Genomic DNA, 25109 nt, shown 5'->3' with positions numbered 1-25109 from the left:
GCCTGATTATAGCCTGGTTTGCTGTGTTTTTATACAGCGTTTATTTTGCGATTTCAAAAAACTCAAGTTCCAGAGTGTTGCCTTTTTTATATACACAATAGCGTTGATAATCATTGCTGTAATCGTTATGGTTTTTATAAACCCATGCACAGTTATATTTGCTAATCCCTTTGAATTTATTAATGAAGTTAAATATTTTTTGTTCCTGCTTAGTAATGTCTTTTATGTTTTTATATTGGATGCTTACTATTGTTTCTTGATGATCGATATCATAGCTATAGCTAAACATCATATCTGTTGATAATTGTGGCGCGTCTTTTAGCGCATTAGGGGTATAGAGCCACCATGAGAATAAATCATCACGTTTGTAATGATGGTCTCCAGATTTAAATGTAAAAGCACTAAAGAAAAATAAAAAAGGAGCCAGGAGCAAGACTGCGAGAATAAACATGTATCTTTTCATGATTCACCAACGACTTACTGGTGTATGAGGATTTAGTAGAAAAAATAATGGCCTTTCAAAAGGGGATGTTGAGTAAGTTTTACTGTTTTTTATTGATATGGTTCCGTAAAGTTCATGATTTAGTTGATTGTCTTTGCGAAAGTAGCTTTTTATGCGGCTGTTCTTATATTCATTAAAGAGTAATCCTGAGTTTGCGTGGTCTAATGGATTTATATAATTCATCCATTTAGGCAGTTCTCTTTTAATAGGCTCGCCATATTTAAAGGGCACCTTTTTTTGAAATAAATAAGGAGCAAATTTTCTGTTCTTAAACTGTCCGGGTGAACCACTTGCATCCCATATCTGAATTGCTGTCTGATATGACACAGGTTTTGCTAGCCAGAGTGGATCGGGGCCAGAACCAAAAACACGATAAAAACCAACTAAATCTGAAAGTAAGTCTTCCGCACTAAAACCGCTGTCAGTATACCAGCGAAAGAGGAGGGAATTTTGCCATGCTTCGAATCTTTTTGCCGTCCCATACATTAATGTCAAGGCGACTCTTGCTTTCATAAATGGGGAAAGGCATGAGCGAACCATAATTTTTGTAAAGACGCCTGTATGAAAGGATAGATCCATGCCTAAAATGGTTTTACGTGCTATCATTTCCTGATTATAGGAAACCGGGAAATACCAATCATTAAATTCTTTATAGTATGTCGAGTGCCATTCTTGATCTAGTTTGCTTTTTAACCTTCCCGCATCATCCCCTTGGGCATGACCTAAATCTACCCATCCTAATTCTTGGGTGTAAATAAGGCCATTTTTTTTTGTGGTTGCGAATGCCCCGTCAGTAATATCTTTCCTGTTGCTCATCTATCAATCTCCTTTTCGATACGTTGTTGTAACAAAAGAAATGTTGATGAGCAAATATCATGTTTTTATCTTTCAATTATTAATAATTAATTTGATGAATGGTAAAGATGCCTGATGTTCAGACATCTTTACCATAATTATTGCCCGTAGTACGCCTTCGCGCCGTGCTTGCGAAGATAATGCTTATCAAGCAGGGTTTGCTGCATATCCGGCAGCTGCGGTGCCAGCTGGCGGCAGAAGATCCCCATGTAGGCGATTTCCTCCAGCACTATCGCGTTATGCACCGCGTCTTCCGCATTTTTCCCCCAGGCAAACGGGCCGTGGGAGTGCACCAGCACGCCGGGCATTTGCGCCGCGTCGATTCCCTGTTTTTCGAAGGTTTCGACAATCACGTTACCCGTTTCCCATTCGTACTCACCGTTAATTTCCGCATCGGTCATCAGACGCGTGCAGGGAATGGTGCCGTAAAAGTAGTCCGCGTGGGTGGTGCCGGTGGCCGGAATGGACTGGCCCGCCTGCGCCCAGATGGTCGCATGGCGCGAATGGGTATGCACGATGCCGCCGATAGTCGGGAAGGACTGATACAGCAGACGGTGGGTGGGCGTATCGGACGACGGTTTTTTGTTACCTTCCACCACCTCACCCGTTTCGATGCTGACCACGACCATATCCTCTGCGGTCATCACCGTGTAATCCACGCCCGAAGGCTTGATCACGAATACCCCTTTTTCCCGGTCAACGGCGCTGACGTTGCCCCAGGTCAGGGTCACCAGGTTATGTTTTGGCAGCGCCAGGTTAGCTTCAAGTACCTGACGTTTGAGATCTTCTAACATGGTTGTCTCCAGTGCCGGATGGCGCTTCGCTTATCCGGCCTACAGGATCGTAGGCCCGGTAAACGCAGTGCCACCGTGCATTGCGTACTTAGCGTTTTGAACCGTAATAGACTTCGTTCCAGCGCAGCGCGTCTTTAAAGGCTGGCAGACGGGTGTCGTTATCAATCACGGTCAGCTCGATATCGTGCAGCTCGGCAAACTGGCGCATATCGTTCAGGTCCAGTGCGTGGCTGAAGACGGTGTGGTGCGCGCCACCCGCCAGGATCCACGCCTCTGACGCGGTTGGCAGGTCCGGCTGCGCTTTCCACAAGGCGTTGGCGACCGGCAGCTTCGGCAGAGAGTGCGGGGTTTCAACCGCATCGACGCAGTTCACCAGCAGGCGGAAGCGGTCGCCGAGGTCGATCAGGCTGGCGTTGATGGCCGGACCGGTACGGGTGTTAAAGATAAGACGGGCCGGATCCGCTTTGCCGCCAATGCCGAGGTACTGCACGTCAAGGATCGGTTTCTCTTCAACCGCGATAGAGGGACACACTTCCAGCATGTGCGAGCCGAGCACCAGATCGTTGCCGTTCTCGAAGTGGTAGGTGTAGTCCTCCATAAAGGAGGTGCCGCCCTGTAGACCGGTCGACATCACCTTCATGATGCGAAGCAGAGCGGCAGTTTTCCAGTCGCCTTCGCCCGCAAAGCCGTAGCCCTGCTGCATCAGACGTTGTACTGCCAGACCCGGCAGCTGTTTCAGGCCGTGCAGGTCTTCAAATGTAGTGGTAAAGGCGTGGAAACCGCCCTGTTCCAGAAAACGCTTCATGCCCAGCTCAATGCGTGCGGCATCCAGCACGTTCTGGCGCTTATCGCCGTTGACTTGCGCCGCAGGCGTCAGGCGGTAGCTGCTTTCATATTCATCTACCAGCGCGTTAACGTCACCCTCGCTGATGTCATTCACCACCTGCACCAGGTCGCCCACCGCCCAGGTGTTGACGGAGAAGCCAAACTTGATCTGCGCGGCCACTTTGTCACCGTCGGTGACCGCCACTTCGCGCATGTTGTCGCCGAAACGCACCACCTTCAGGTGACGGGTGTCCTGCTTAGAGACCGCCTGACGCATCCAGGAGCCAATGCGTTGTTGTGCCTGGCCGTCCTGCCAGTGGCCGGTCACCACGGCATGCTGCTGGCGCATGCGCGCGCCGATGAAGCCGAACTCGCGGCCGCCATGCGCGGTCTGGTTCAGGTTCATGAAGTCCATGTCGATGCTGTCCCACGGCAGGGAAGCATTGAACTGAGTGTGGAATTGCAGCAGCGGTTTGTTGAGGATTGCCAGGCCGTTGATCCACATTTTGGCCGGTGAGAAGGTGTGCAGCCACACCACCAGACCGGCGCATTTGTCGTCGTAGTTGGCATCGCGGCAGATGTTGGTGATTTCGTCCGGCGTCGTCCCCAGCGGCTTTAGCACCAGTTTGCACGGCAGTTTGGCTTCCGCGTTCAGGGCATTCACAACGTGCTCCGCATGTTTCGTCACCTGCTGCAACGCTTCCGGCCCGTACAAATGCTGGCTGCCAATCACAAACCACACTTCATAATTATTAAAAATGGTCATTATCGTGTCCTTAATGTGTCAGGGTTGCCGTAGTGTCCGCGGTACTTTTGGCCGGGGCGGCGACAGGGAGATAGTGAAGTTCGGCGCTTTTTGCCCATTGCTGGTAGCGCTGATAAAGCTGTTCAAAGCGTTGTGCCTGCTGAGGCTGCGGCTGGAGCGTACTTTCGACGGCGCTCGCCATATGCTGTTGCGCAGTCGGGATATCCGCATGCACGCCTGCGGCCACGGCGGCGAAAATCGCGGCGCCCAGCGCACAGCACTGATCGGAGGCCACTATTTGCAGCGGCCGGTTCAGCACGTCGCAGCAGGCCTGCATAATCACCGGGTTTTTACGGGCGATACCGCCCAGCGCCATCACGTTGTTCACGTCGATGCCCTGTTCGGTGAAGCACTCCATAATGGCGCGCGCGCCGAACGCGGTGGCGGCAATCAGGCCGCCGAATAGCGCGGGCGCGTCGGTTGCCAGGTTGAGATCGGTGATCACCCCTTTCAGGCGCTGGTTCGCGAACGGCGTGCGGCGACCGTTGAACCAGTCCAGCACCACCGGAAGGTGGTCGAGGGACGGATTTTTTGCCCAGGCTTCGGTGAGCTGCGGCAGAAGCTGTTTTTTGCTCGCCATAATCTGCGCTTTCAGCTCAGGATGCGCGGCAGCCAGCTGATCCAGCGGCCAGCCGAGCACGCGGCCAAACCAGGCGTAGATATCGCCAAACGCGGACTGACCGGCTTCAAGGCCGATAAAGTCCGGCACCACGCTGCCGTCAACCTGACCGCAGATCCCTTTTACCGCGCGGTCGCCGACGCTGGCCTTATCTGCCGTCAGAATGTCGCAGGTGGAGGTACCAATCACTTTCACCAGCGTGTTAGGCTGCGCACCCGCCCCCACGGCGCCCATGTGGCAGTCGAACGCGCCGCCGGAAATGGTCATGTTTTGCGGCAGACCGAGACGCGTCGCCCACTCTTCGCAGAGCGTGCCGACCGGAATATCGGCGGTGAAGGTGTCGGTAAAGAGCGGGTATGTCAGGTTTTTGTTGATGATCGGGTCAAGCTCATCGAAGAACGCTGCCGGAGGAAGACCGCCCCAGCCTTCATGCCACAGGGATTTATGCCCGGCGCTACAGCGACCACGGCGGATATCCTGCGGGCGAGTGGTGCCGGAAAGCAGGGCGGGCACCCAGTCGCACAGCTCAATCCATGATGCCGCGGCCTGGGCGACCGAAGCGTCCGCGCGGGTAACGTGCAGGATTTTGGCCCAGAACCATTCGCTGGAGTAGATGCCGCCTATGTAGCGTGAGTAGTCGGTTTTGCCCGGCTGATGGCATAAGCGGGTGATGGCTTCCGCCTCTTCCACGGCGGTATGGTCTTTCCACAGCACGAACATGGCGTTCGGGTTGTCGGCAAACTCCGGGCGCAGCGCCAGCACGCGGCCTTCAGCGTCCACCGGAGCTGGCGTTGAACCGGTGCTGTCGACGCCAATCCCCACGACGTCGGCCCGCTGGGCGTCCGTCAGTTCAGCCAGCACGGTTTTGATCGCCGCTTCCATCGATTCAATGTAATCGCGCGGGTGGTGACGAAACTGGTTGTTTGGCGCATCGCAATAGCGCCCCTCTTGCCAGCGCGGATACCACTCAACGCTGGTTGCTATCTCCTGGCCAGTCGTACAGTCCACTGCCAGCGCGCGAACCGAGTCGCTGCCAAAATCGAGGCCAATTGCAATTGCCATGGTGTTGCTCCATCCGAAACAGGTATGGAAGAACATTAGAGACTGGGGACAAAAATCGTCAGGCAGGATCCGCTAATCTTATGGACTAAATTGCTGTAGCAACGGAAAGTGTGACGCCGTGCAAATATTCAATGTGGACATTTCTGCCGCACTTATAGACACTTTTGTTACTGCTTCTCTGCCCGTGTCGGCAGAAAAATCAGGGGAAAAGGCTGAAACATGGCGGACGTAAAAGAGGCGTGATGCTTTTTGGATCTTTTCGCGGGCCATTTTTATACTGCTTTTATCGATATGGACAAATGGTTTCCTTCAGGACCCTTTGGAGAACTGAATCTATGGCCGAACCGCAAAACGATCCCCTGCTGCCGGGATACTCATTTAACGCCCATCTGGTGGCGGGGCTGACGCCAATTGAGGCCGAGGGATATCTCGATTTTTACGTCGACCGACCGCTCGGCATGAAAGGGTATATTCTGAACCTGACCGTACGTGGTGAAGGGGTGATCAAAAACGGCGATCGGCAGTTTGTTTGCCGCCCGGGCGATATGCTGCTGTTCCCGCCGGGGGAGATCCATCACTACGGGCGTCACCCGGACGCCAAAGAGTGGTATCACCAGTGGGTCTATTTCCGCCCGCGCGCCTACTGGCAGGAGTGGCTCTCATGGCCAGCTATTTTCGCGCAAACCGGTTTTTATCGTCCGGATGAGGCGCATCTGGCGCAGTTTCGTGAGCTGTTCGCACAAATTATTGAGGCGGGGCAGGCTGGCGGGCGCTATGCCGAACTGCTGGCAATCAACCTGCTTGAGCAGGTGCTGCTGCGCCGCATGGAGGCGATCAACGAATCGCTTAACCCGCCGCTGGATAACCGCGTCCGTGATGCCTGTCAGTACATCAGCGACCATCTGGCCGACAGCCAGTTTGATATCGCAAGCGTCGCCCAGCACGTCTGTCTTTCGCCGTCTCGCCTGTCACACCTGTTCCGCCAGCAGCTTGGCGTGAGCGTGCTCAGCTGGCGTGAGGATCAGCGCATCAGCCAGGCGAAACTGCTGCTCAGCACCACCCGAATGCCTATCGCCACCGTCGGACGTAACGTGGGCTTTGAAGATCAGCTCTATTTCTCTCGCGTGTTTAAGAAGTGCACCGGCGCCAGCCCCAGTGAATTTCGCGCGGGATGTGAATAATCGGTAAAAAAAGCTAAACATACAGGTGAACTCAGAAAGCACCCTGTAAACTATTCAGACAATTGTTGCCTTGACGCGGTGCAGGGCGCTAAGCAGAATCGCTGATTCGTTTTCTGACCGGAATAGTTATGCAGGCATTGCTGGAACATTTTATTACCCAGTCCGTTATGTATTCGCTCATCGCCGTGGCGCTGGTGGCGTTTCTGGAATCGCTGGCGCTGGTCGGGCTGATCCTGCCCGGCACCGTGATGATGGCGGGGCTTGGGGCGCTTATCGGCAGCGGTGAGGTCAATTTCTGGCAGGCGTGGATGGCCGGGATTATCGGCTGTTTGCTGGGGGACTGGATCTCCTTCTGGCTGGGCTGGCGCTTTAAGAAGCCGCTGCACCGCTGGTCGTTCATGAAAAAGAACAAAGCGCTGCTGGATAAAACCGAGCATGCGCTGCATCAGCACAGCATGTTCACCATCCTCGTGGGGCGCTTCGTTGGCCCAACGCGTCCGCTGGTGCCGATGGTTGCCGGGATGCTGGACCTGCCCGTCGCGAAATTCGTGGTGCCGAACATCATTGGCTGCGTCTTCTGGCCGCCGTTCTACTTCCTGCCGGGTATTCTGGCAGGCGCGGCTATTGATATCCCTGACGGTATGCAAAGCGGTGAGTTCAAATGGCTGCTGCTGGGAACGGCGGTACTGCTGTGGCTGGCGGTCTGGCTCTGCTGGCGGCTATGGCGCAGCGCGAAAGCCAGCGTCGATCGCCTGACGCGCTATCTCCCGCGCACGCGCCTGCTCTGGCTGGCCCCGCTGACGCTGGGCGTGGCGGTGGTAGCGCTGGTCGTGCTGATTCGTCATCCGCTGATGCCGGTGTACGGCGAAATCCTGCTGAAGGTGGTGAGCCGTTAAGGTGTTTTCCCTCTCCCCGTGGGAGAGGGCCAGGGTGAGGGCGTCAGACCGCACGAATGCCCAACAATGAAGACGCCCCCGTGTTACCACTCAGAAGTTCTTCTGTTTCTCCATCCCACAAAATCCGTCCCTCCGCGATCACTACCGATCGCGGCGCGATGCGTGCGGCATCTTCAATGCTGTGCGAGACCATCAGCATTGTGATCTGCTGGCGCTGGCAAACCTCCTCAACCAGCGAGAGCATCTCCTGACGCAGGGCCGGATCAAGGGCCGAGAAGGGTTCGTCGAGCAGCAGCAGCGGCTGTTCGCGCACCAGACAACGTGCCAGCGCCACGCGCTGACGCTGGCCGCCGGAAAGCTCGCAGGGCAGTCTGGAAATCAACGCGGACAGGCCCATTTGTTCGGCAATCGCCGCCAGCTTCTGACGCTGCGCAGCATTGAGTTTTAACCCCGGATCGATTCCCAGCGCGATGTTCTGCCACACCGTAAGGTGATTAAACAGATTGTTTTCCTGAAACAGCATCGACACCGGGCGTTTAGCCGGCGGAGCGTAGGTATACTCGCCATTATCAATGACGATCGACCCGCTGGCAGGCTGCAAAAAACCGGCAATCAAATTGAGGAGGGTACTTTTTCCGGCCCCGCTTGGGCCAAGCACCGCAATTCGCTCTCCCTGACGAACGGAGAGGGTAAAACGCATGGGCAGGTGCTCGTAAAGCCAGGTTACATCAGTCAGTTTTAACATCACGCCCCGGAAGTTTTTCGATAACGGTAAATAAGGCAAAGCACAGCAGCAGCAGGAGCAGCGCCGTGACGGCACCGTCCTGGCTGCGGTAGGAGCCAATTTGCTGATAAAGCCAGAACGGCAGCGTGCGGAAATCCTCGTTGCCAAAGAGGGCCACCACGCCAAAATCCCCGATCGACAGCACGCAGGCGAAGGCCATCGCCTGGGCGAGCGGCCGTTTCAGGGCGCGTAGTTCAACCACTTTCAGCCGTCGCCAGCCCATAATGCCTAGGGACTGACACAGGGCGCTGTACCGGCTGTTAACATCCCGCATCGGGTTTTCCAGCACCTTCAGCGCATACGGGATGGCCATTAAGGCGTTGGTAAAAATGACGATGCCATCGGCGCTTTCCGGCAGGCCGATGGTGCTGTTAAACAGTAAAAAAAAGCCGGTCGCGAGCACGATGCCCGGCATCGCCAGGATCAGCATACCCGTCAGTTCCAGCGCGTGTCCGGCTTTGCGGGCATGGCGCGCGTACAGCTCGCGGCTGCTCCAGAGCAGCATCATGGTCAGGATCACGCACAGGAGCCCGGCTGCCAGCGCGATGCGCAACGAGGTCCACGTGGCCTGCCACAGGACCGGCTGTTGCAGTACCGACACCACATTCCTGTTGAGGCCATCGGCGAACACGGCCAGCAGCGGCGGCAGCAGAAGCAGGAGCGCCAGCGCGATCAGCATCACGTCCGAGATGCGGCTATGCATGCTGTCCTGCGGATCGCGCCAGCCGGAAAGGTTATTGCTTCCTGCGGGGATCGCTTTGCTCAGCCGCTGGCTGAGTAACACCAGCGCCAGGCAGCACACCATCTGCACGATCGCCAGCAACGCGGCGCGCCCCGGATCGTAGTCGTAGCTTAACGCCTGATAGATCGCCAGCTCGATGGTGGTGGCCTGCGGCCCGCCGCCGAGCGAAAGGACGGTGGCAAAGCTGGCGAAGCAGAGCATAAAGATCAGCGCGGCAACCGGGGCGATCTGGCGTCGCAGCCACGGCCATTCGACAAAACGGAAGAACGACCAGCCGCGCATGCCAAGCTGGGCGGCAATCTGTCGCTGCTCGCCGGGAATGTTCTCCAGCGCCTGTAAAAACAGGCGCGTCGCCATCGGCATATTGAAAAAAATATGCGCCAGCAGAATGCCCTTCAGGCCGTAAGGGGAGAAGGTCCATTCCAGACCAAGCAGGTTGAAGAGGGAGGCCAGCCAGCCCTGGCGACCGTATACGCTCAGAATCCCGAACACCGCCACCAGCACGGGCAGGATCAGCGTCATGGCGCACAGGCGCAGCAGGGCCAGCCTGCCGGGGAAACGTCTGCGATAGAGGGCACGCGCAAGGAAAATGGCCGGGATGACTGACAGCAGCGCGGAGAGAAACGCCTGCCAGAAGGAGAAACGGATAACGTGCCAGAGATAGCTATCGTGCCAGAGCGCGAGCAGATCGCTCTCTGGCGCGTTGAACCACAGCGCGAGAAACGCGCCCAGACTGACGACCACCATCAGTATGGCGGCAATCAGTCCGGGCACTAACCAGCCGGGGATCAGCGGCTGACGGCGCGTTGCCATTCGCTTATCCATGCGGCGCGCTGAGCGGCAACCTGCTGCGGCGTAAATTCCAGCGCGGTCTGCGGTTTGTTCAGCTTCTCAAAGCCTGCCGGCAGCGCCGCGTCGGTAACCGGGTACATCCAGTTGCCCGTCGGAATGGCGTTCTGGAATGCCGGGGAGACCATAAATTTCAGGAATTTTTCGGCCAGTTCCGGCTGCTTGCTGGCAGCGGTCCGCGCCGCCACTTCCACCTGGAGATAATGCCCTTCGGCAAAGTTCGCGGCGGCGTAGTTATCTTTCTTCTCGGCAATAATGTGGTAGGCCGGAGAGGTGGTGTAGCTCAGCACCAGGTCGCTTTCGCCTTTCAGGAACAGGCCATAGGCTTCGCTCCAGCCTTTAGTGACCGTAACGGTTTTCGCAGCCAGCTTCTGCCACGCCTCCGGCGTTTTGTCGCCGTAGACTTTCTGCATCCACAGCAGCAGCCCCAGGCCCGGCGTGCTGGTGCGCGGATCTTCATAAATCACGCGCCATTTCTGGTCGCTTTCGACCAGCTCTTTCAGGCTCTTCGGCGGGTTCTTCAGCTTGTTTTTATCGTAGACGAACGCAAAGTAGCCGTAATCGAAGGGAACGAAGGTGTCGTTTTTCCAGCCGCCCGGCACGTTGACGGCATCTGCCGCTACGCCGCTTTTGGCAAACAGTCTGGTTTGCGTGGCGGCTTCCAGCAGGTTGTTATCCAGCCCGAGCACCACGTCGGCCTTGCTGTTTTTGCCTTCCATGCGCAGACGGTTGAGCAGCGACACGCCATCTTCCAGTGCCACGAACTTCAGCTCGCAGTTGCAGTCGGCTTCAAAGGCTTTTTTCACCGCTGGGCCGGGGCCCCAGTCGGCGGAGAAGGAGTCGTAGGTATAGACCGTCAGAACAGGCTTAGCAAAAACAGGCAGCGCAAACAGCGCCAGCAGAGGAAGAACGTTTTTTAACACTTTGCACCTCAGGGTTGAGTGGCAAAGGATTTTGAGAAACAGCCTCAAATCCCTTCGCCGGCGTTATCCGGATCAGGTTCGACGGGTATTATCTCAGCGCACATCAGTGATGCAGCACCCCGTTGAGAACGGCGCTATTGTAATGATTTGGTGAATATTACGAAAGCGTTATGGCTCCGGCGGCGCAAACCACGCGGATTTAAAATCAAACCAGCCCAGGGTGTTCATCCGCAGGCCACGCATGCTGCGCTGCCCCTGGATCAGTAGCCAGTGGTGAATTAACGGTACGATCGTCTGCCCGGCCAGCAGCTCCTGGCACCAGGCGGCCAGATCCATCTCTCCTGCCCGCCACCTTGCGGCGTCCTGCTGCCAGTCCCGGCTGATGCAGTGCTGAATAAGAGGCACTTCATACAGGTGTGAAAAGAGCGAGAAATCCAGCGGCAGCGTGAAGTTCGCGCTGTTGAGCCAGATATCGCTGATCACATCCCCGCGGTGCCACTCATCATAGTCCACTTCCTGTATCGCCAGCGTCACGCCCTCGGCCGCGAGCAGCTTACTCATGATCCTCGCGATAAACCGGTGCTCAATATGATCGCGATAGTAGCTGAGGGTGATGGTCTCCAGCCCGGCAGGTTTCTCGCTGTGGACCGGCTGTGCATGATGCCAGCGCGGAAGCAGGCCATAGGCCGGGAACCACCAGGTCTGGTATTGCTCTTCAGCGTGATAAATCAGGTTAGCGGGAGCCAGAATATGGCTGATCCACTTGCGGACGTCGTGATTCGCCCCGCGATGGCTGCGGCTGTCAAAAAGCAGATAGTAGCAACCCTCTTCCAGGCGACTCTCGAACGCCTTTTCGCTGGTTGTTGGCCCCTCCAGGGTGAGGCCTGCGCTAAGCTCTTCGTTGAGATCCGGTAACACCCAGACGTTCACTTCGTCGATCAGCGCCCGATAGCCAAAATAGTCATCAAAGGCGCGGATCTTCAGCTGATTGCTGTTATTGCGCGTAACGGAGTAGGGGCCTGTACCAATCGGCTGGCTGGAAAAATTGTTCAGGGATCGCCACTCGGCAGGCAGGATCATCGAGGGCACATAGCCCAGAAGCCATGGAAGCCAGTTGTCCGGCTGCGATAGCTCAATATCCAGCGTCCAGGCCGTTGGGGAGTGGATCCGCGTGATATGCGAATAGAGCGGCAGCGTGCGGGCGCGCTCTAAAGAGGCGATAACGTCACGCATTTCCAGCTCGCGTCCATGGTGGAAATGAATGCCGGGTCGTAAAAAGAAGCGCCAGTGCAGCGGGGAAAGCTGCTGCCAGTGGTGGGCGATATCCGCTTCCAGTTCCCCGTTTTCCTCATTTATTTTCGTCAGGCCGCTGAATATCTGCCGTGCCATATGAGTTTCTGAGCGACGCAGCGCCGTACCGGGCAGCAGATTTTTCATTGGGCGGTAGTAAAGCACCCGCAGAATGTGGCGTCCCTGGCGAAAGCTGCGTCCCAGGTGCGAGACCAGCATCTGGCGCACGGCGGCTTTGTCGCCCACCAGCTGGACCAGCTGATCGATGCGGTCCTGCTCCAGCAAGTCCTCCGCCCGCTGCTGCTGCAACGCCAGGCCGGTATAAAGGAACGTCAGGCGCGAGCGCTTGCCGCGTCCCGCCTCCGCTTCCCAACTGAGCCAGCCGTGCTGCTGCATGGTGTTGAGGAGGGTGCGCATATGACGCCGGGAGCAGTTAAGCAGCGCGGCCAGTTCGTTTAGCGTAGTCTCCTGCGACTGCCCCTCGCAGCACTGCCACAGGCGGATGAATTGTTGTTGCAGACGACCGGAAGGCATAAAAGAGGAACTCCTGACAAAAAACCAGCAATTTATTTATCCCTATATTAGGCCAATAATTCTTCCCGATGAAGCGAGGAGGTAAATTATGAAGAGGTCTACCGCACGTCAGTTTTATCAGCACTATTTTTCAGCGACAAAGGGAGTGTCCTGGCTGGCCCGCCAGTGCGCAGAGCAGCGGCTGAGAATCCTGGAAGATCTGATGCAGTGGGACGTTACGAAACCGACCTCTTCTCGCTAACTCGCCTCGATCATGTGTGACTGAGTATTGGTGCTAATCACCCGCCAGCAAAATGTTTTTGCTGGCTTTTTTCGTTTACTATTTCACCCAAATTCGATTCGCTTTCACAAGGACTTGCGCATGCTCTGGTTGATGACGATGGGGCGACGCCTGAACGGCGTGTACGCCGCTTTTATGCTGGTGGCCTTTATGATGGGCGTGGCCGGTGCGCTACAGGCACCGACGCTGAGCCTGTTTCTCAGCCGCGAGGTGGGGGCGCAGCCGTTTTGGGTGGGGCTGTTCTATACCGTCAACGCCATTGCCGGGATCCTCGTCAGCCTGTGGCTGGCGAAACGATCTGACAGCCGGGGCGATCGCCGCAAACTGATCCTCTTTTGCTGCGCCATGGCCGTGGGCAACGCGCTGCTGTTTGCCTTCAACCGCCATTACCTGACCCTCATCACCTGCGGCGTGCTGCTGGCTTCTCTGGCGAACACCGCCATGCCGCAGCTGTTCGCCCTGGCCCGGGAGTACGCCGATAACTCGGCGCGGGAAGTGGTGATGTTCAGTTCGGTGATGCGTGCCCAGCTCTCTCTCGCGTGGGTCATCGGCCCGCCGCTGGCGTTCATGCTGGCGCTGAACTACGGTTTCACCGCCATGTTCTCCATCGCCGCGGGGATTTTTGCCATCAGCCTGGCGCTGATTGCCTTTGCGCTGCCGTCGGTGGAACGCGTGGAGCAGGCGTCGGACAAGCCCATCACGCAGGTAAGTGGCTGGCAGGATAAAAACGTCCGCATGTTGTTTATCGCCTCCACGCTGATGTGGACCTGCAACACCATGTACATCATCGACATGCCGCTGTGGATCAGCAGCGATCTGGGGCTGCCGGACAAGCTTGCGGGGATCTTAATGGGTACCGCTGCCGGGCTGGAAATTCCGGCAATGATTCTGGCGGGATATTACGTCAAGCGCTTCGGAAAACGCAAAATGATGGTGATGGCGGTTGCCGCCGGGGTGATGTTCTATATCGGGCTGATCTTCTTCCACTCGCACAACGCGCTGCTGGCGCTGCAACTGTTTAATGCCGTGTTTATCGGGATTGTCGCCGGGATAGGCATGCTCTGGTTCCAGGATCTCATGCCTGGACGCGCTGGTTCGGCGACCACGCTGTTTACCAACAGTATCTCAACGGGCGTAATTCTGGCAGGGGTGATTCAGGGGGCGCTGGCGCAAAGCTATGGTCATGCATCCGTGTACTGGGTAATAGCGGCGATTTCGATTGTCACGCTGGTGTTGACGTGCCGGGTTAAAGACGTTTGATTCTGGAAGGCGGCTTCACGAAATGAAACGATTTTCTGACAGATACAGAGAAGGCGCATAGAGTGCGTGACGGGTGCTTGAGGCTGTTTGCCTCAGGCTTTCGCAAGAGACAAACAGTGGAGAGTCCCACATCAAAAAACTGATGGGGAGACCAACTTCACAACGATCATTGCTCTTCATTGCCGAAAAGCAATAAGGAGGCTGGAATGCCAAAACGTACTTGCCTCAACGCACCCTTATCAATGGCCCGCGCCCTGCGGGCCATTGCTTCTACCCCATAAACGCAGGCTGTTTTTTCTCGTAGGCGGAGATAGCCTCTTCGTGTTGCAGCGTCAGGCCAATGCTGTCCAGACCGTTCAGCATGCAGTGGCGACGGAACGCGTCAATGCTGAAGCTATAGGTTTTATCCCCGGCTTTCACCACTTCCGCTTCCAGATCCACCTCAAACGAAATCCCGGGATTCGCCTGCACCAGCGCAAACAGTTCATCGACCTGCTCGTCGCTCAGCGTCACCGGCAGCAGCTGGTTGTTGAAGCTGTTGCCGTAGAAGATATCCGCGAAGCTCGGGGCAATAACCACCTTAAAGCCATAGTCGGTCAGCGCCCAGGGCGCGTGTTCACGCGACGATCCGCAGCCAAAGTTTTCCCGCGCCAGCAGAATCGACGCGCCTTTGTATTCCGGAAAGTTCAGGACGAACTCCGGGTTGGGCACTTCGCCTTTGTCATCGAGGAAACGCCAGTCGTTGAACAGGTGCGCGCCAAAGCCCGTGCGCGTCACTTTCTGCAAAAACTGCTTAGGAATGATCGCGTCCGTATCAACGTTCGCGGCGTCCAGCGGGACAACACGGCCCGTATGTTGGGTAAATTTCTCTGCCATGATTGTCTCCTTATTTCAGGCTGCGAATATCGGCGAAATGACCGGTGACTGCCGCGGCGGCGGCCATTGCCGGGCTGACCAGGTGGGTGCGTCCACCCCGGCCCTGTCGGCCTTCGAAGTTACGGTTGCTGGTGGATGCGCAACGCTCACCCGGATTCAGGCGGTCGTTGTTCATCGCCAGACACATGGAGCAGCCCGGCAGGCGCCACTCGAAGCCCGCGTCGATAAAGATCTTATCCAGACCTTCCGCTTCCGCCTGGGCTTTCACCGGACCGGAACCCGGCACAACCAGCGCCTGCACGCCCGGCGCCACTTTGCGACCTTTGGCAATCTCTGCCGCCGCGCGTAAATCTTCGATACGGGAGTTGGTGCAGGAGCCGATGAACACCTTATCAATGCTCACGTCAGTCAGCGGTACGCCGGGTTTCAGCCCCATATAGGCCAGCGCTTTTTCCGCACTGGCGCGTTCGACCGGATCGGCGAAGGAAGCCGGGTCAGGAATGCTGTCGTTGACGGAGATGACCTGGCCCGGATTGGTGCCCCAGGTGACCTGGGGGGCGATCTCTTCCGCCTGCAACGTCACCACGGTATCAAAAACTGCCCCCTCATCCGTTTTCAGGGTTTTCCAGTACGCGACCGCGTCGTCAAAATCCTGTGCTTTCGGGGCATGCAGACGCCCCTTCACATAGTTGAAGGTGGTTTCGTCCGGTGCGACCAGCCCTGCCTTGGCACCCATCTCAATGGCCATATTGCACAAGGTCATACGGCCTTCCATGCTCAGCGCCTGGATAGCGTCACCGCAAAATTCAACCACGTGACCGGTGCCGCCTGCGCTGCCGGTTTTGCCGATAATCGCCAGCACGATATCTTTCGCGGTGATACCCGGTGCGGCTTTGCCCTTCACCTCAATCTTCATGGTTTTGGCGCGGCCCTGTTTCAGGGTCTGTGTCGCCAGAACGTGTTCAACTTCAGAGGTGCCAATCCCGAACGCCAGCGCGCCAAACGCGCCGTGCGTCGCGGTATGGGAGTCGCCGCATACGATGGTCATGCCCGGCAGCGTAATACCCTGCTCAGGTCCCATCACGTGGACGATCCCCTGATACGGGTGGTTCAGATCGTACAGCTCCACGCCAAATTCGTTGCAGTTCTTGATCAGCTCCTGCATCTGGATGCGCGCCATCTCGCCGGAAGCATTAATGTCTTTGGTCTGGGTGGAGACGTTGTGATCCATCGTGGCAAAGGTTTTACCCGGCTGACGCACCGGGCGCTTGTGCGCACGCAGTCCGTCGAAGGCCTGAGGGGAGGTCACTTCGTGCACCAGATGGCGGTCAATGTACAGCAGCGGGGTTTCGTCTGGCGCCTCGTGGACAACGTGCGCATCAAACAACTTCTCATATAACGTTTTAGCCATGATTACACCCCTTCAGCGACATAGCGGGCAATGATGTCGCCCATTTCATCGGTACTGACTGCCGCCGTGCCGCGTGCTAAATCACCGGTACGGACGCCTTCTTCTAACGCGCGGTTAATGGCGTTTTCAATTGCGGTTGCTGCATCGCCTGCATCCAGGCTGTAGCGCAGCAGCAGGGCCAGCGAAAGAATTTGCGCAATCGGGTTGGCAATGTTTTTGCCTGCGATATCCGGCGCGGAGCCGCCCGCCGGCTCGTACAGGCCAAAGCCTTCTTCGTTCAGGCTGGCAGAAGGCAGCATGCCCATCGAGCCGGTAATCATTGCGCACTCGTCCGAGAGAATATCGCCGAACAGGTTGGAACACAGCAGGACGTCAAACTGTGACGGGTCCTTGATCAGCTGCATCGTCGCGTTGTCGATGTACATGTGCGACAGCTCAACGTCCGGGTACTGCTTAGCCACTTCGCTGACGATTTCGCGCCACAAAATAGACGACTGGAGTACGTTCGCTTTATCGATGGAGGTCACCTTGCGGCGGCGTTTGCGCGCAGACTCAAAGGCGATATGGGCGATACGTTCAATTTCAAAACGGTGATAGACCTCGGTATCAAACGCTTTTTCATGCTGGCCGCTGCCTTCGCGGCCTTTTGGCTGACCGAAGTAGATGCCGCCGGTCAGCTCACGCACGCACAGGATGTCGAAACCGTTGGCCGCGATATCCGCGCGCAGCGGGCAAAACTCTTCCAGCCCCGGGTACAGCTTCGCCGGACGCAGGTTGCTGAACAGCTTGAAATGTTTACGCAGCGGCAGCAGCGCGCCGCGCTCAGGCTGCCCGGCCGGCGGCAGGTGTTCCCACTTCGGGCCGCCCACGGAGCCAAACAGCACGGCATCGGCATTTTCACAGCCTTCCACCGTTGCATTTGGCAGTGGCGTACCGTGGTTATCAATCGCAATACCGCCCACGTCGTAGTGGCTGGTGGTAATTTTCATCGCAAAACGCGAGCGAACGGCTTCCAGTACTTTCAGCGCCTGTGCCATCACTTCCGGGCCAATACCGTCACCCGGCAACACGGCAATATGGTAATTCTTCGACATCACACGGTTTCCTTGTTGTTCTCTTTATTCTGAGCTTTGCGTTGCAACTCTTTTTCGACTTCAGCGGCGCGCCAGATGTTGTTCAGGACATGCACCATCGCTTTTGCGGAGGATTCGACAATATCTGTCGCCAGACCCACACCGTGGAAGCGGCGACCGTTGTAGTTGACGACGATATCAACCTGGCCCAGGGCATCTTTGCCGTGCCCTTTTGCCGTCAGGTCGTATTTCACCAGCTCTACGTCGTACTCGGTAACGCGGTTAATCGCCTGGTAAATGGCATCCACAGGGCCGTTACCGTTGGCGGCTTCCGCTTTAATTTCCTCGCCGCAGGCCAGCTTGACGGAGGCGGTAGCGATATCGCTTGAACCTGACTGCACGTTGAAGTAGTCCAGACGGAAATGCTCTGGCTCTTCCTGCTGCTTGTTGATGAAGGCCAGCGCTTCCAGGTCGTAATCGAATACCTGGCCTTTCTTGTCGGCCAGCTTCAGGAAGGCGTCGTACAGCTGATCCATGTTGTAATCGCTGTCCTGATAGCCCATCTCTTCCATACGGTGTTTCACCGCAGCGCGGCCAGAGCGTGAGGTCAGGTTCAGCTGAACCTGGTTCAGACCGATGGATTCCGGGGTCATGATTTCGTAGTTTTCACGGTTCTTCAGCACGCCGTCCTGGTGAATACCGGAGGAGTGGGCGAACGCGCCGGTTCCAACAATCGCCTTGTTAGCCGGGATCGGCATGTTGCAAATCTGGCTCACGGTCTGGCTGGTGCGCCAGATTTCGTTGTGATTAATGCGGGTGTGCACGTTCATGATGTCTTTGCGCACCTTGATCGCCATGATCACTTCTTCCAGCGAGCAGTTGCCGGCACGTTCCCCAATGCCGTTCATTGCGCCTTCAACCTGACGCGCACCGGCGTGGACGGCGGCGATGGCGTTACCCACCGCTAAGCCCAAATCATCGTGGGTGTGCACGGAGATGATGGCTTTATCAATATTTGGCACGCGGTCGTACAGGCCGGTAATGATGTTGGCGAACTCAAACGGCATGGTGTAGCCGACGGTGTCCGGGATGTTGATGGTTCTGGCACCGGCGTTGATGGCGGCTTCCACCACGCGGGCCAGATCGTCAATCGGCGTGCGGCCAGCATCTTCACAGGAGAATTCAACGTCATCGGTGTAGTTGCGTGCGCGCTTAACCATGTATACCGCGCGTTCAATGACCTCATCCAGCGTACTGCGTAACTTGGTCGCAATGTGCATAGGTGAGGTGGCAATGAACGTATGGATTCGGAAGGCTTCTGCAACTTTCAGGGATTCCGCGGCCACATCGATATCTTTCTCAACGCAGCGCGCCAGGCCGCACACGCGGCTGTTTTTGATGGTGCGGGCGATGGTCTGCACAGACTCAAAATCACCCGGCGAGGAGACAGGAAAACCAACCTCCATTACGTCTACACCCATGCGTTCCAGGGCCAGCGCAATTTGCAGTTTCTCTTTAACACTCAGGCTCGCCTGTAATGCCTGTTCACCGTCACGTAAAGTAGTATCGAAAATAACGACTTGCTGGCTCATGGGTTAGGTCCTTGTCAGTCTTAGGGCGCCTTGCTACGAGCATAAAAAAACCCGCGCAGTGGCGCGGGTTTTTAGTTTTACTGAAGACGATTCAACGCTGAATTTCGCCCGCCAGTCTACCGCGCACAGTGGATGCGTTTAGTAGTAGTAGACCGGTGAAACGAAGGGTGCGAATCATGAATCGTGCTCCAGGTGAATGCGTTATGCTTTTAGTGGTACTGGATACGCTGACGCATGTCAACCCCTCACAGGCAAAACGGCTATTCAGTACAGGGTAAGTACGTTAGCTAATTGTGCTGGTTTTGGCATGGCTAATCGACTTTATTGTCTATTATTGGACTGAAGATTCATCTCTGGAATAACTTGAATAGAATTGGTAGCAATTGAACACAGTATTTTTACCGACACGCTGTGAAAAGAAAACAGTTGCATGTTGTTGATTTATAAGTGACGTGAATGGGTTTCGGGTAAGTAAGCAATCAATATTGATATCGGTATGTTAATGAAATTGCGGTGTATGCCATTAATAGTTTAATAATACTTAAGTCATTATTCACGAGGGCAGTGATTGTGTATTTGTCTGGTTTATGGTTTCATGCCTTTATTAAAGTTTAAGATATCATTCGAACGTTTTTAGCACTTCATTTTTGGGAGGCGTAATGCCACTCCAGAAACGAGGGGTCTTTATATATTCCGAATTTTAAACAATTCTCTTTCGCTTGTTGTATATGCATGGTAAATCATATTTTTCGAAGTTATTACTGTACTTTGGCAAAGGGAATTTAGCGTGACGGTGGAGTCAGAAATGCCAGAAAATAATATTAACCAACCACAGACTTATGATGGGGTTAAGCCTCAGTTACGCACAGTGGATCTTAACTTGTTAACTGTATTTGATGCAGTGATGCAGGAGCAGAATATTACGCGAGCAGCGCAATCTCTGGGAATGTCGCAACCTGCCGTGAGTAATGCCGTAGCCAGGCTTAAGGTGATGTTTAACGACGAGTTATTCGTTCGTTATGGACGAGGAATTCAGCCTACGGCGCGTGCATTCCAGCTATTCGGTTCGATTCGTCAGGCGCTACAGCTGGTTCAAAATGAGCTTCCCGGTTCGGGCTTTGAACCCTTAAGCAGTGAGCGAGTTTTCCATCTCTGTGTTTGCAGTCCGTTAGACAATTATTTGACGTCTGTTATATATAATAAAGTTGAACAGATCGCCCCAAATATTCACCTCGTTTTTAAATCATCATTAAATCAAAACACTGAGCACCAGCTTCGTTATCAGGAAACAGAGTTTGTTCTGGGCTACGAAGAGTTCCGGCGTCCAGAATTTGCCTGCGTTCCATTATTCAAAGATGAAATGGTATTAGTTGCCAGTAAAAAACATCCCCGTATGAATTCGCCGCTGCGTGAAAGCGATGTTTACAGCGAGCAGCACGCCGTTGTTGCGCTTGACCGATATGCTTCATTCAGTCAGCCGTGGTATGACACCGCCGATAAACAAGCCAGCGTGGCCTATCAGGGGATGGCCATGGTCAGCGTATTAAACGTCGTTTCTCAGACCCATTTGGTCGCCATCGCACCGCGCTGGCTTGCTGAAGAGTTCTCCGATTCGCTGGACCTGCAAATTTTACCTCTGCCGCTCAAGCTTAATAGCCGTACCTGTTTCCTTTCATGGCATGAAGCCGCGGGTCGGGATAAAGGGCATCAGTGGATGGAAGAGCTGCTGATCGCTATTTGTCGTCGCTAAGTTCGGGTGAATAAGCCGCATGGTGTCATGCGGTTTATGCTGTGATTTTTCATACGGGCAAAATTTTATTCTGCTTTCATTTTTTTCACTCACGCAGACATGTTCAAAAATAGATGATTTCCTGATCCCTCCTCTTTTTAAGAGATGAATTATTAATCTCTCCACGCATTGCAGACGAATACACCATATTCGTATCTGTCACCTGTTTATTCTGCTTTTCTTACCCCTTCCCGCTTCCGGTTTGCTAATTGCCTGCCTCATAACGAGCGGTTAAGGTAGCAATCACTCTGCAAATTATAAGATGGGTTAACCCTGTCAGAAGACGGCGCGGAAATGAATTCTGTAGACCGTCTATAACAAAAGCCTGGAGGCAAAGCATGGAGATGTTGTCTGGCGCGGAAATGGTCGTCCGATCGCTTATCGATCAGGGCGTGATGCAGGTGTTCGGCTATCCTGGCGGCGCGGTTCTCGATATCTATGACGCGCTGCACACGGTAGGCGGTATCGATCATGTTCTGGTTCGTCATGAACAGGCCGCTGTGCATATGGCTGACGGTCTGGCCCGCGCCACGGGCGAAGTGGGTGTTGTGCTGGTCACTTCCGGGCCGGGGGCGACCAATGCCATTACCGGCATCGCGACGGCGTACATGGATTCCATTCCGCTGGTCATTCTTTCCGGACAGGTGGCGACGTCACTGATTGGCTATGATGCGTTTCAGGAGTGCGACATGGTGGGGATCTCACGCCCCGTGGTGAAGCACAGCTTTCTGGTTAAGCAAACTGAAGACATCCCGGGCGTACTGAAAAAAGCCTTCTGGCTGGCGGCCAGCGGTCGTCCCGGGCCAGTGGTCGTCGATCTGCCAAAAGATATTCTCAACCCGGCAAATAAACTGCCTTACCTGTGGCCTGACTCGGTGAGCATGCGTTCGTACAATCCAACGACGCAAGGGCACAAAGGCCAGATTAAGCGTGCGCTGCAAACGCTGCTGGCTGCGAAAAAGCCGGTAGTCTATGTGGGCGGCGGCGCCGTCAATGCGGCCTGTGAAACGCAACTACGCGAACTGATCGAGAAGCTTAATCTTCCTGTCGCGTCATCGCTGATGGGGCTGGGGGCATTCCCGGCTACCCACCGTCAGGCGCTGGGCATGCTGGGTATGCATGGCACCTATGAAGCCAATATGACAATGCACAACTCTGATGTCATTTTTGCCGTCGGCGTACGTTTTGACGATCGCACCACCAATAACCTGGCGAAATACTGTCCGAATGCGACGGTGCTGCATATTGATATCGATCCTACCTCTATCTCTAAAACGGTGCCGGCGGATGTACCGATCGTGGGTGACGCCCGTCAGGTGCTGGAACAAATGTTGGATCTGCTGGCGCAGGAATCCGCGTCTCAACCGCTGGACGAGATCCGCGACTGGTGGCAGCAAATCGAGCTATGGCGGAGCCGTCAGTGCCTTAAATACGACACGCACAGTGAGAGCATCAAGCCGCAGGCGGTGATCGAAACGATCTGGCGTCTGACGAACGGCGATGCGTATGTGACGTCTGACGTGGGCCAGCATCAGATGTTCGCTGCGCTGTATTACCCGTTTGATAAACCGCGTCGCTGGATCAACTCAGGCGGGCTGGGCACGATGGGCTTTGGCCTGCCTGCCGCGCTGGGGGTGAAGCTGGCGTTGCCGAACGAAACGGTCATCTGCGTAACGGGTGACGGCAGTATTCAGATGAATATTCAGGAGCTTTCTACCGCGCTGCAATATGAGCTGCCAGTGCTGGTGCTGAACCTGAATAACGGTTACCTCGGCATGGTGAAGCAGTGGCAGGATATGATTTATTCCGGCCGTCACTCTCAGTCTTATATGAGGTCACTTCCGGATTTTGTCCGTCTGGCTGAAGCCTATGGTCATATTGGCATGCGGGTAACCGCTCCGTCAGAGCTGGAAGCGAAGCTCGGCGAAGCGCTTGAGCACGTTAAAAACAATCGCCTCGTCTTCATGGACGTGATTGTTGACGGCTCAGAACACGTTTATCCGATGCATATTCGCGGCGGTGGTATGGATGAAATGTGGTTAAGCAAAACGGAGAGAACCTGATATGCGCCGGATATTATCTGTATTACTGGAAAATGAGTCGGGCGCACTGTCGCGCGTCATTGGGCTTTTTGCGCAGCGTGGCTACAACATTGAAAGCCTGACCGTTGCACCGACCGACGATCCCACGCTCTCCCGCATGACGATCCAAACCGTCGGTGATGCGAAAGTGCTTGAGCAGATCGAAAAGCAGCTTCATAAGCTGGTGGACGTGTTGCGCGTCAGCGAGCTGGGGCAGGGGGCTTACGTTGAACGTGAAGTGATGCTGGTGAAAATCCAGGCCAGCGGTTACGGCCGTGAAGAGGTCAAACGTAACACGGATATCTTCCGTGGGCAGATCATCGACGTCACGCCTTCTATATATACTGTGCAGCTTGCCGGAACGAGCGATAAGCTGGACGCATTCCTGGCGACTGTCAGGGATGTGGCAAAAATAGTTGAAGTTGCGCGCTCTGGCGTTGTTGGCCTCTCGCGCGGCGATAAAATCATGCGTGAGTAGCGCAAAAGGTTCGCCTCTTTCAGCCCGGTAGCCAAAGCCGGGCTTTTTTTTGCGTAATCCGCCGATAACGTAGACAAAAGCGGTTGCCGTGAAGGCTATTCTGCGTTTAGATGTTAAAATATTTAACCATAACCTTGACAAGGCCATGGACTTTTTTCTTTTTTTGAGAGGCAATTGTGAAACTGGATGAAATCGCCCGGCTCGCCGGCGTGTCGAGAACCACGGCCAGCTATGTGATTAACGGTAAAGCAAAGCAGTATCGTGTCAGCGATAAGACCGTTGAGAAAGTGATGGCAGTCGTTCGTGAGCATAATTACCATCCGAATGCTGTCGCCGCAGGTTTACGTGCCGGGCGCACCCGCTCAATTGGTCTGGTGATCCCGGACCTGGAAAACACCAGCTATACCCGCATCGCCAACTATCTGGAACGTCAGGCTCGCCAGCGTGGCTATCAGCTGCTGATTGCCTGCTCCGAGGATCAGCCCGACAACGAAATGCGCTGCATTGAGCATCTGCTGCAACGCCAGGTTGACGCTATCATCGTGTCGACCTCTTTACCACCGGAGCATCCTTTCTATCAGCGCTGGGCGAACGATCCGTTCCCTATTGTGGCGCTGGATCGTGCGCTTGACCGCGAGCATTTCACCAGCGTTGTGGGTGCCGATCAGGACGATGCAGAAATGCTGGCTGCCGAGCTGCGTACCTTCCCGGCTGAAACGGTGCTGTATCTTGGCGCGTTGCCTGAACTCTCCGTGAGCTTCCTGCGTGAACAAGGGTTCCGTGCCGCATGGAAAGACGATCCGCGTGACGTTCACTATCTGTATGCCAACAGCTATGAGCGCGAAGCGGCTGCTCAGCTGTTCGAGAAATGGCTGGAAACGCACCCCATGCCGCAGGCCCTGTTTACCACCTCGTTTGCCCTGTTGCAGGGGGTCATGGACGTCACATTACGTCGCGATGGCAAGCTGCCATCCGATCTGGCGATTGCGACCTTCGGCGATAACGAACTGCTCGACTTCCTGCAATGTCCGGTGCTGGCCGTGGCCCAGCGTCACCGCGACGTCGCCGAGCGGGTGCTGGAAATCGTTCTGGCAAGCCTGGATGAACCCCGTAAACCGAAACCCGGGCTGACGCGCATCAAACGTAATCTTTATCGGCGCGGAATTTTGAGCCGCCATTAATCTCTCAGCGGGGGGAGTGAAAACTGCCCCTTAGCTGTACATTTATTACGTAAAATAAAATCCGGATAAAAATTAAGATTATTCCTTATGAAAGATAGCCTGCTATTTTTCTGAATCTTTTTTAGCTTATAAAAGCCGCTTTATTGCTTTATAAAAGATTTTCTTTGTATTGTTTTGTTACAAACAGACGCCAGCCGATGAATATTCAGTCATTTTTTAAAACGTCTCCAGCCCTTACGGCGCGTGAAGGGCAACTTATCGCCTTATCGCTCATCTGAGGCTGTCCTCACCCGCCAATATGTCTTAAAATGCTGCCCGCGTCGCAAACTGACACTTTATATTTCCCTGCGATGATATTGAGTGAGTCTTAACGCTCGTGTGCATATTCGGTTTTTTTCTTACAAATATTCATAACGTTAATTTTGCC

Annotated in this window: 22 protein-coding genes and 1 riboswitch; of the genes, 8 read left to right on the top strand and 14 right to left on the bottom strand. The window is 55.1% G+C overall.

Going from position 1 to position 25109, the window contains the following annotated elements; genetic code table 11:
* Nucleotides 1–40: 40 nt before the first annotated feature.
* The 5 genes from A3466_RS23360 to araB form a co-directional block, all read right to left on the bottom strand.
* Nucleotides 41–451 carry a hypothetical protein gene (locus A3466_RS23360; RefSeq protein WP_131797715.1) on the bottom strand — a complete coding sequence of 137 codons (411 nt, stop codon included), beginning with the start codon at nt 449–451 and terminating at the stop codon, nt 41–43.
* Between the two features lie 15 nt (nt 452–466).
* The gene (locus tag A3466_RS11685; protein WP_063450680.1) at nt 467–1318 is read right to left on the bottom strand and encodes a hypothetical protein; all 852 of its coding nucleotides are present in this window, start codon (nt 1316–1318) and stop codon (nt 467–469) included.
* Nucleotides 1319–1455: 137 nt separating this feature from the next.
* Entirely contained in the window at nt 1456–2151 is a 696-nt protein-coding gene (araD, locus tag A3466_RS11680; protein WP_063450679.1) for an L-ribulose-5-phosphate 4-epimerase, read from the bottom strand.
* Nucleotides 2152–2239: 88 nt separating this feature from the next.
* A complete protein-coding gene (araA, locus tag A3466_RS11675) occupies nt 2240–3742 on the bottom strand; it encodes an L-arabinose isomerase (RefSeq protein ID WP_063450678.1) in 1503 nt (500 codons plus the stop codon).
* 10 nt (nt 3743–3752) lie between these two features.
* Nucleotides 3753–5462 (bottom strand): ribulokinase, encoded by a 1710-nt coding sequence (gene araB / locus A3466_RS11670; RefSeq protein ID WP_063450677.1) that lies wholly within the window; start codon nt 5460–5462, stop codon nt 3753–3755.
* A 335-nt stretch (nt 5463–5797) separates the two neighbouring features.
* Here araB and araC point away from each other — a divergent pair, with 335 nt between their 5' ends.
* Both araC and A3466_RS11660 read left to right on the top strand, forming a co-directional pair.
* Nucleotides 5798–6643 carry an arabinose operon transcriptional regulator AraC gene (gene araC, locus A3466_RS11665; RefSeq protein ID WP_028015490.1) on the top strand — a complete coding sequence of 282 codons (846 nt, stop codon included), beginning with the start codon at nt 5798–5800 and terminating at the stop codon, nt 6641–6643.
* Nucleotides 6644–6771: 128 nt separating this feature from the next.
* Nucleotides 6772–7539, top strand: a complete 768-nt coding sequence (locus A3466_RS11660) for a DedA family protein (RefSeq protein WP_063450676.1) — start codon at nt 6772–6774, stop codon at nt 7537–7539.
* 43 nt (nt 7540–7582) lie between these two features.
* Here A3466_RS11660 and thiQ read toward each other — a convergent pair whose 3' ends face one another.
* The 4 genes from thiQ to sgrR all read right to left on the bottom strand — a co-directional run bounded on the left by thiQ (nt 7583) and on the right by sgrR (nt 12661).
* On the bottom strand, nt 7583–8284 hold the full coding sequence (thiQ, locus tag A3466_RS11655) for a thiamine ABC transporter ATP-binding protein ThiQ (RefSeq protein ID WP_063450675.1): 702 nt from the start codon (nt 8282–8284) through the stop codon (nt 7583–7585).
* Nucleotides 8268–9878 (bottom strand): thiamine/thiamine pyrophosphate ABC transporter permease ThiP, encoded by a 1611-nt coding sequence (gene thiP / locus A3466_RS11650; protein ID WP_063450674.1) that lies wholly within the window; start codon nt 9876–9878, stop codon nt 8268–8270. Before thiP ends, thiQ begins: the two co-directional genes overlap by 17 nt.
* Nucleotides 9854–10837, bottom strand: coding sequence for a thiamine ABC transporter substrate binding subunit (gene thiB, locus A3466_RS11645; RefSeq protein ID WP_063450673.1), 984 nt, complete (start codon nt 10835–10837; stop codon nt 9854–9856). Before thiB ends, thiP begins: the two co-directional genes overlap by 25 nt.
* 31 nt (nt 10838–10868) lie before the next feature.
* Nucleotides 10869–10969, bottom strand: a riboswitch (TPP riboswitch).
* A 36-nt stretch (nt 10970–11005) separates the two neighbouring features.
* The gene (sgrR, locus tag A3466_RS11640) at nt 11006–12661 is read right to left on the bottom strand and encodes an HTH-type transcriptional regulator SgrR (RefSeq protein WP_063450672.1); all 1656 of its coding nucleotides are present in this window, start codon (nt 12659–12661) and stop codon (nt 11006–11008) included.
* An 88-nt stretch (nt 12662–12749) separates the two neighbouring features.
* Here sgrR and sgrT point away from each other — a divergent pair, with 88 nt between their 5' ends.
* Together sgrT and A3466_RS11630 are read left to right on the top strand one after the other, a co-directional pair.
* Entirely contained in the window at nt 12750–12902 is a 153-nt protein-coding gene (sgrT, locus tag A3466_RS11635) for a glucose uptake inhibitor SgrT (RefSeq protein ID WP_003856388.1), read from the top strand.
* A 120-nt stretch (nt 12903–13022) separates the two neighbouring features.
* A complete protein-coding gene (locus A3466_RS11630) occupies nt 13023–14201 on the top strand; it encodes a sugar efflux transporter (RefSeq protein ID WP_063450671.1) in 1179 nt (392 codons plus the stop codon).
* A 270-nt stretch (nt 14202–14471) separates the two neighbouring features.
* Here the strand turns inward: A3466_RS11630 and leuD are convergent, their stop codons facing one another.
* From leuD to leuL, 5 genes are all read right to left on the bottom strand, one after another.
* A complete protein-coding gene (gene leuD / locus A3466_RS11625) occupies nt 14472–15077 on the bottom strand; it encodes a 3-isopropylmalate dehydratase small subunit (protein WP_045141617.1) in 606 nt (201 codons plus the stop codon).
* A gap of 10 nt (nt 15078–15087) precedes the next feature.
* Complete coding sequence (gene leuC / locus A3466_RS11620) at nt 15088–16488, bottom strand: 3-isopropylmalate dehydratase large subunit (protein ID WP_063450670.1); 1401 nt, start codon at nt 16486–16488, stop codon at nt 15088–15090.
* Between the two features lie 2 nt (nt 16489–16490).
* Nucleotides 16491–17582, bottom strand: a complete 1092-nt coding sequence (gene leuB / locus A3466_RS11615; RefSeq protein WP_063450669.1) for a 3-isopropylmalate dehydrogenase — start codon at nt 17580–17582, stop codon at nt 16491–16493.
* On the bottom strand, nt 17582–19153 hold the full coding sequence (leuA, locus tag A3466_RS11610; protein WP_063450668.1) for a 2-isopropylmalate synthase: 1572 nt from the start codon (nt 19151–19153) through the stop codon (nt 17582–17584). The genes leuB and leuA overlap by 1 nt, the downstream gene beginning before the upstream one ends.
* Nucleotides 19154–19244: 91 nt before the next feature.
* Complete coding sequence (gene leuL, locus A3466_RS23885; protein WP_057979999.1) at nt 19245–19331, bottom strand: leu operon leader peptide; 87 nt, start codon at nt 19329–19331, stop codon at nt 19245–19247.
* A gap of 627 nt (nt 19332–19958) precedes the next feature.
* Here leuL and leuO point away from each other — a divergent pair.
* The 4 genes from leuO (at nt 19959) to cra (ending at nt 24682) form a co-directional block, all read left to right on the top strand.
* Nucleotides 19959–20903 (top strand): transcriptional regulator LeuO, encoded by a 945-nt coding sequence (leuO, locus tag A3466_RS11605; RefSeq protein ID WP_063450667.1) that lies wholly within the window; start codon nt 19959–19961, stop codon nt 20901–20903.
* 377 nt (nt 20904–21280) lie between these two features.
* On the top strand, nt 21281–23005 hold the full coding sequence (gene ilvI, locus A3466_RS11600) for an acetolactate synthase 3 large subunit (RefSeq protein ID WP_063450666.1): 1725 nt from the start codon (nt 21281–21283) through the stop codon (nt 23003–23005).
* A 1-nt stretch (nt 23006) separates the two neighbouring features.
* Nucleotides 23007–23501 carry an acetolactate synthase small subunit gene (gene ilvN / locus A3466_RS11595; protein WP_063450665.1) on the top strand — a complete coding sequence of 165 codons (495 nt, stop codon included), beginning with the start codon at nt 23007–23009 and terminating at the stop codon, nt 23499–23501.
* 176 nt (nt 23502–23677) lie between these two features.
* Nucleotides 23678–24682 carry a catabolite repressor/activator gene (gene cra / locus A3466_RS11590; protein WP_063450664.1) on the top strand — a complete coding sequence of 335 codons (1005 nt, stop codon included), beginning with the start codon at nt 23678–23680 and terminating at the stop codon, nt 24680–24682.
* Nucleotides 24683–25109 lie beyond the last annotated feature (427 nt).

It is taken from the genome of Enterobacter genomosp. S, from assembly GCF_001631805.1.
Lineage (GTDB): Bacteria > Pseudomonadota > Gammaproteobacteria > Enterobacterales > Enterobacteriaceae > Enterobacter > Enterobacter quasihormaechei.
The sequence above is the reverse complement of the archived record's forward strand: the minus strand, read 5'-3'. Positions and strand labels throughout refer to the sequence as shown.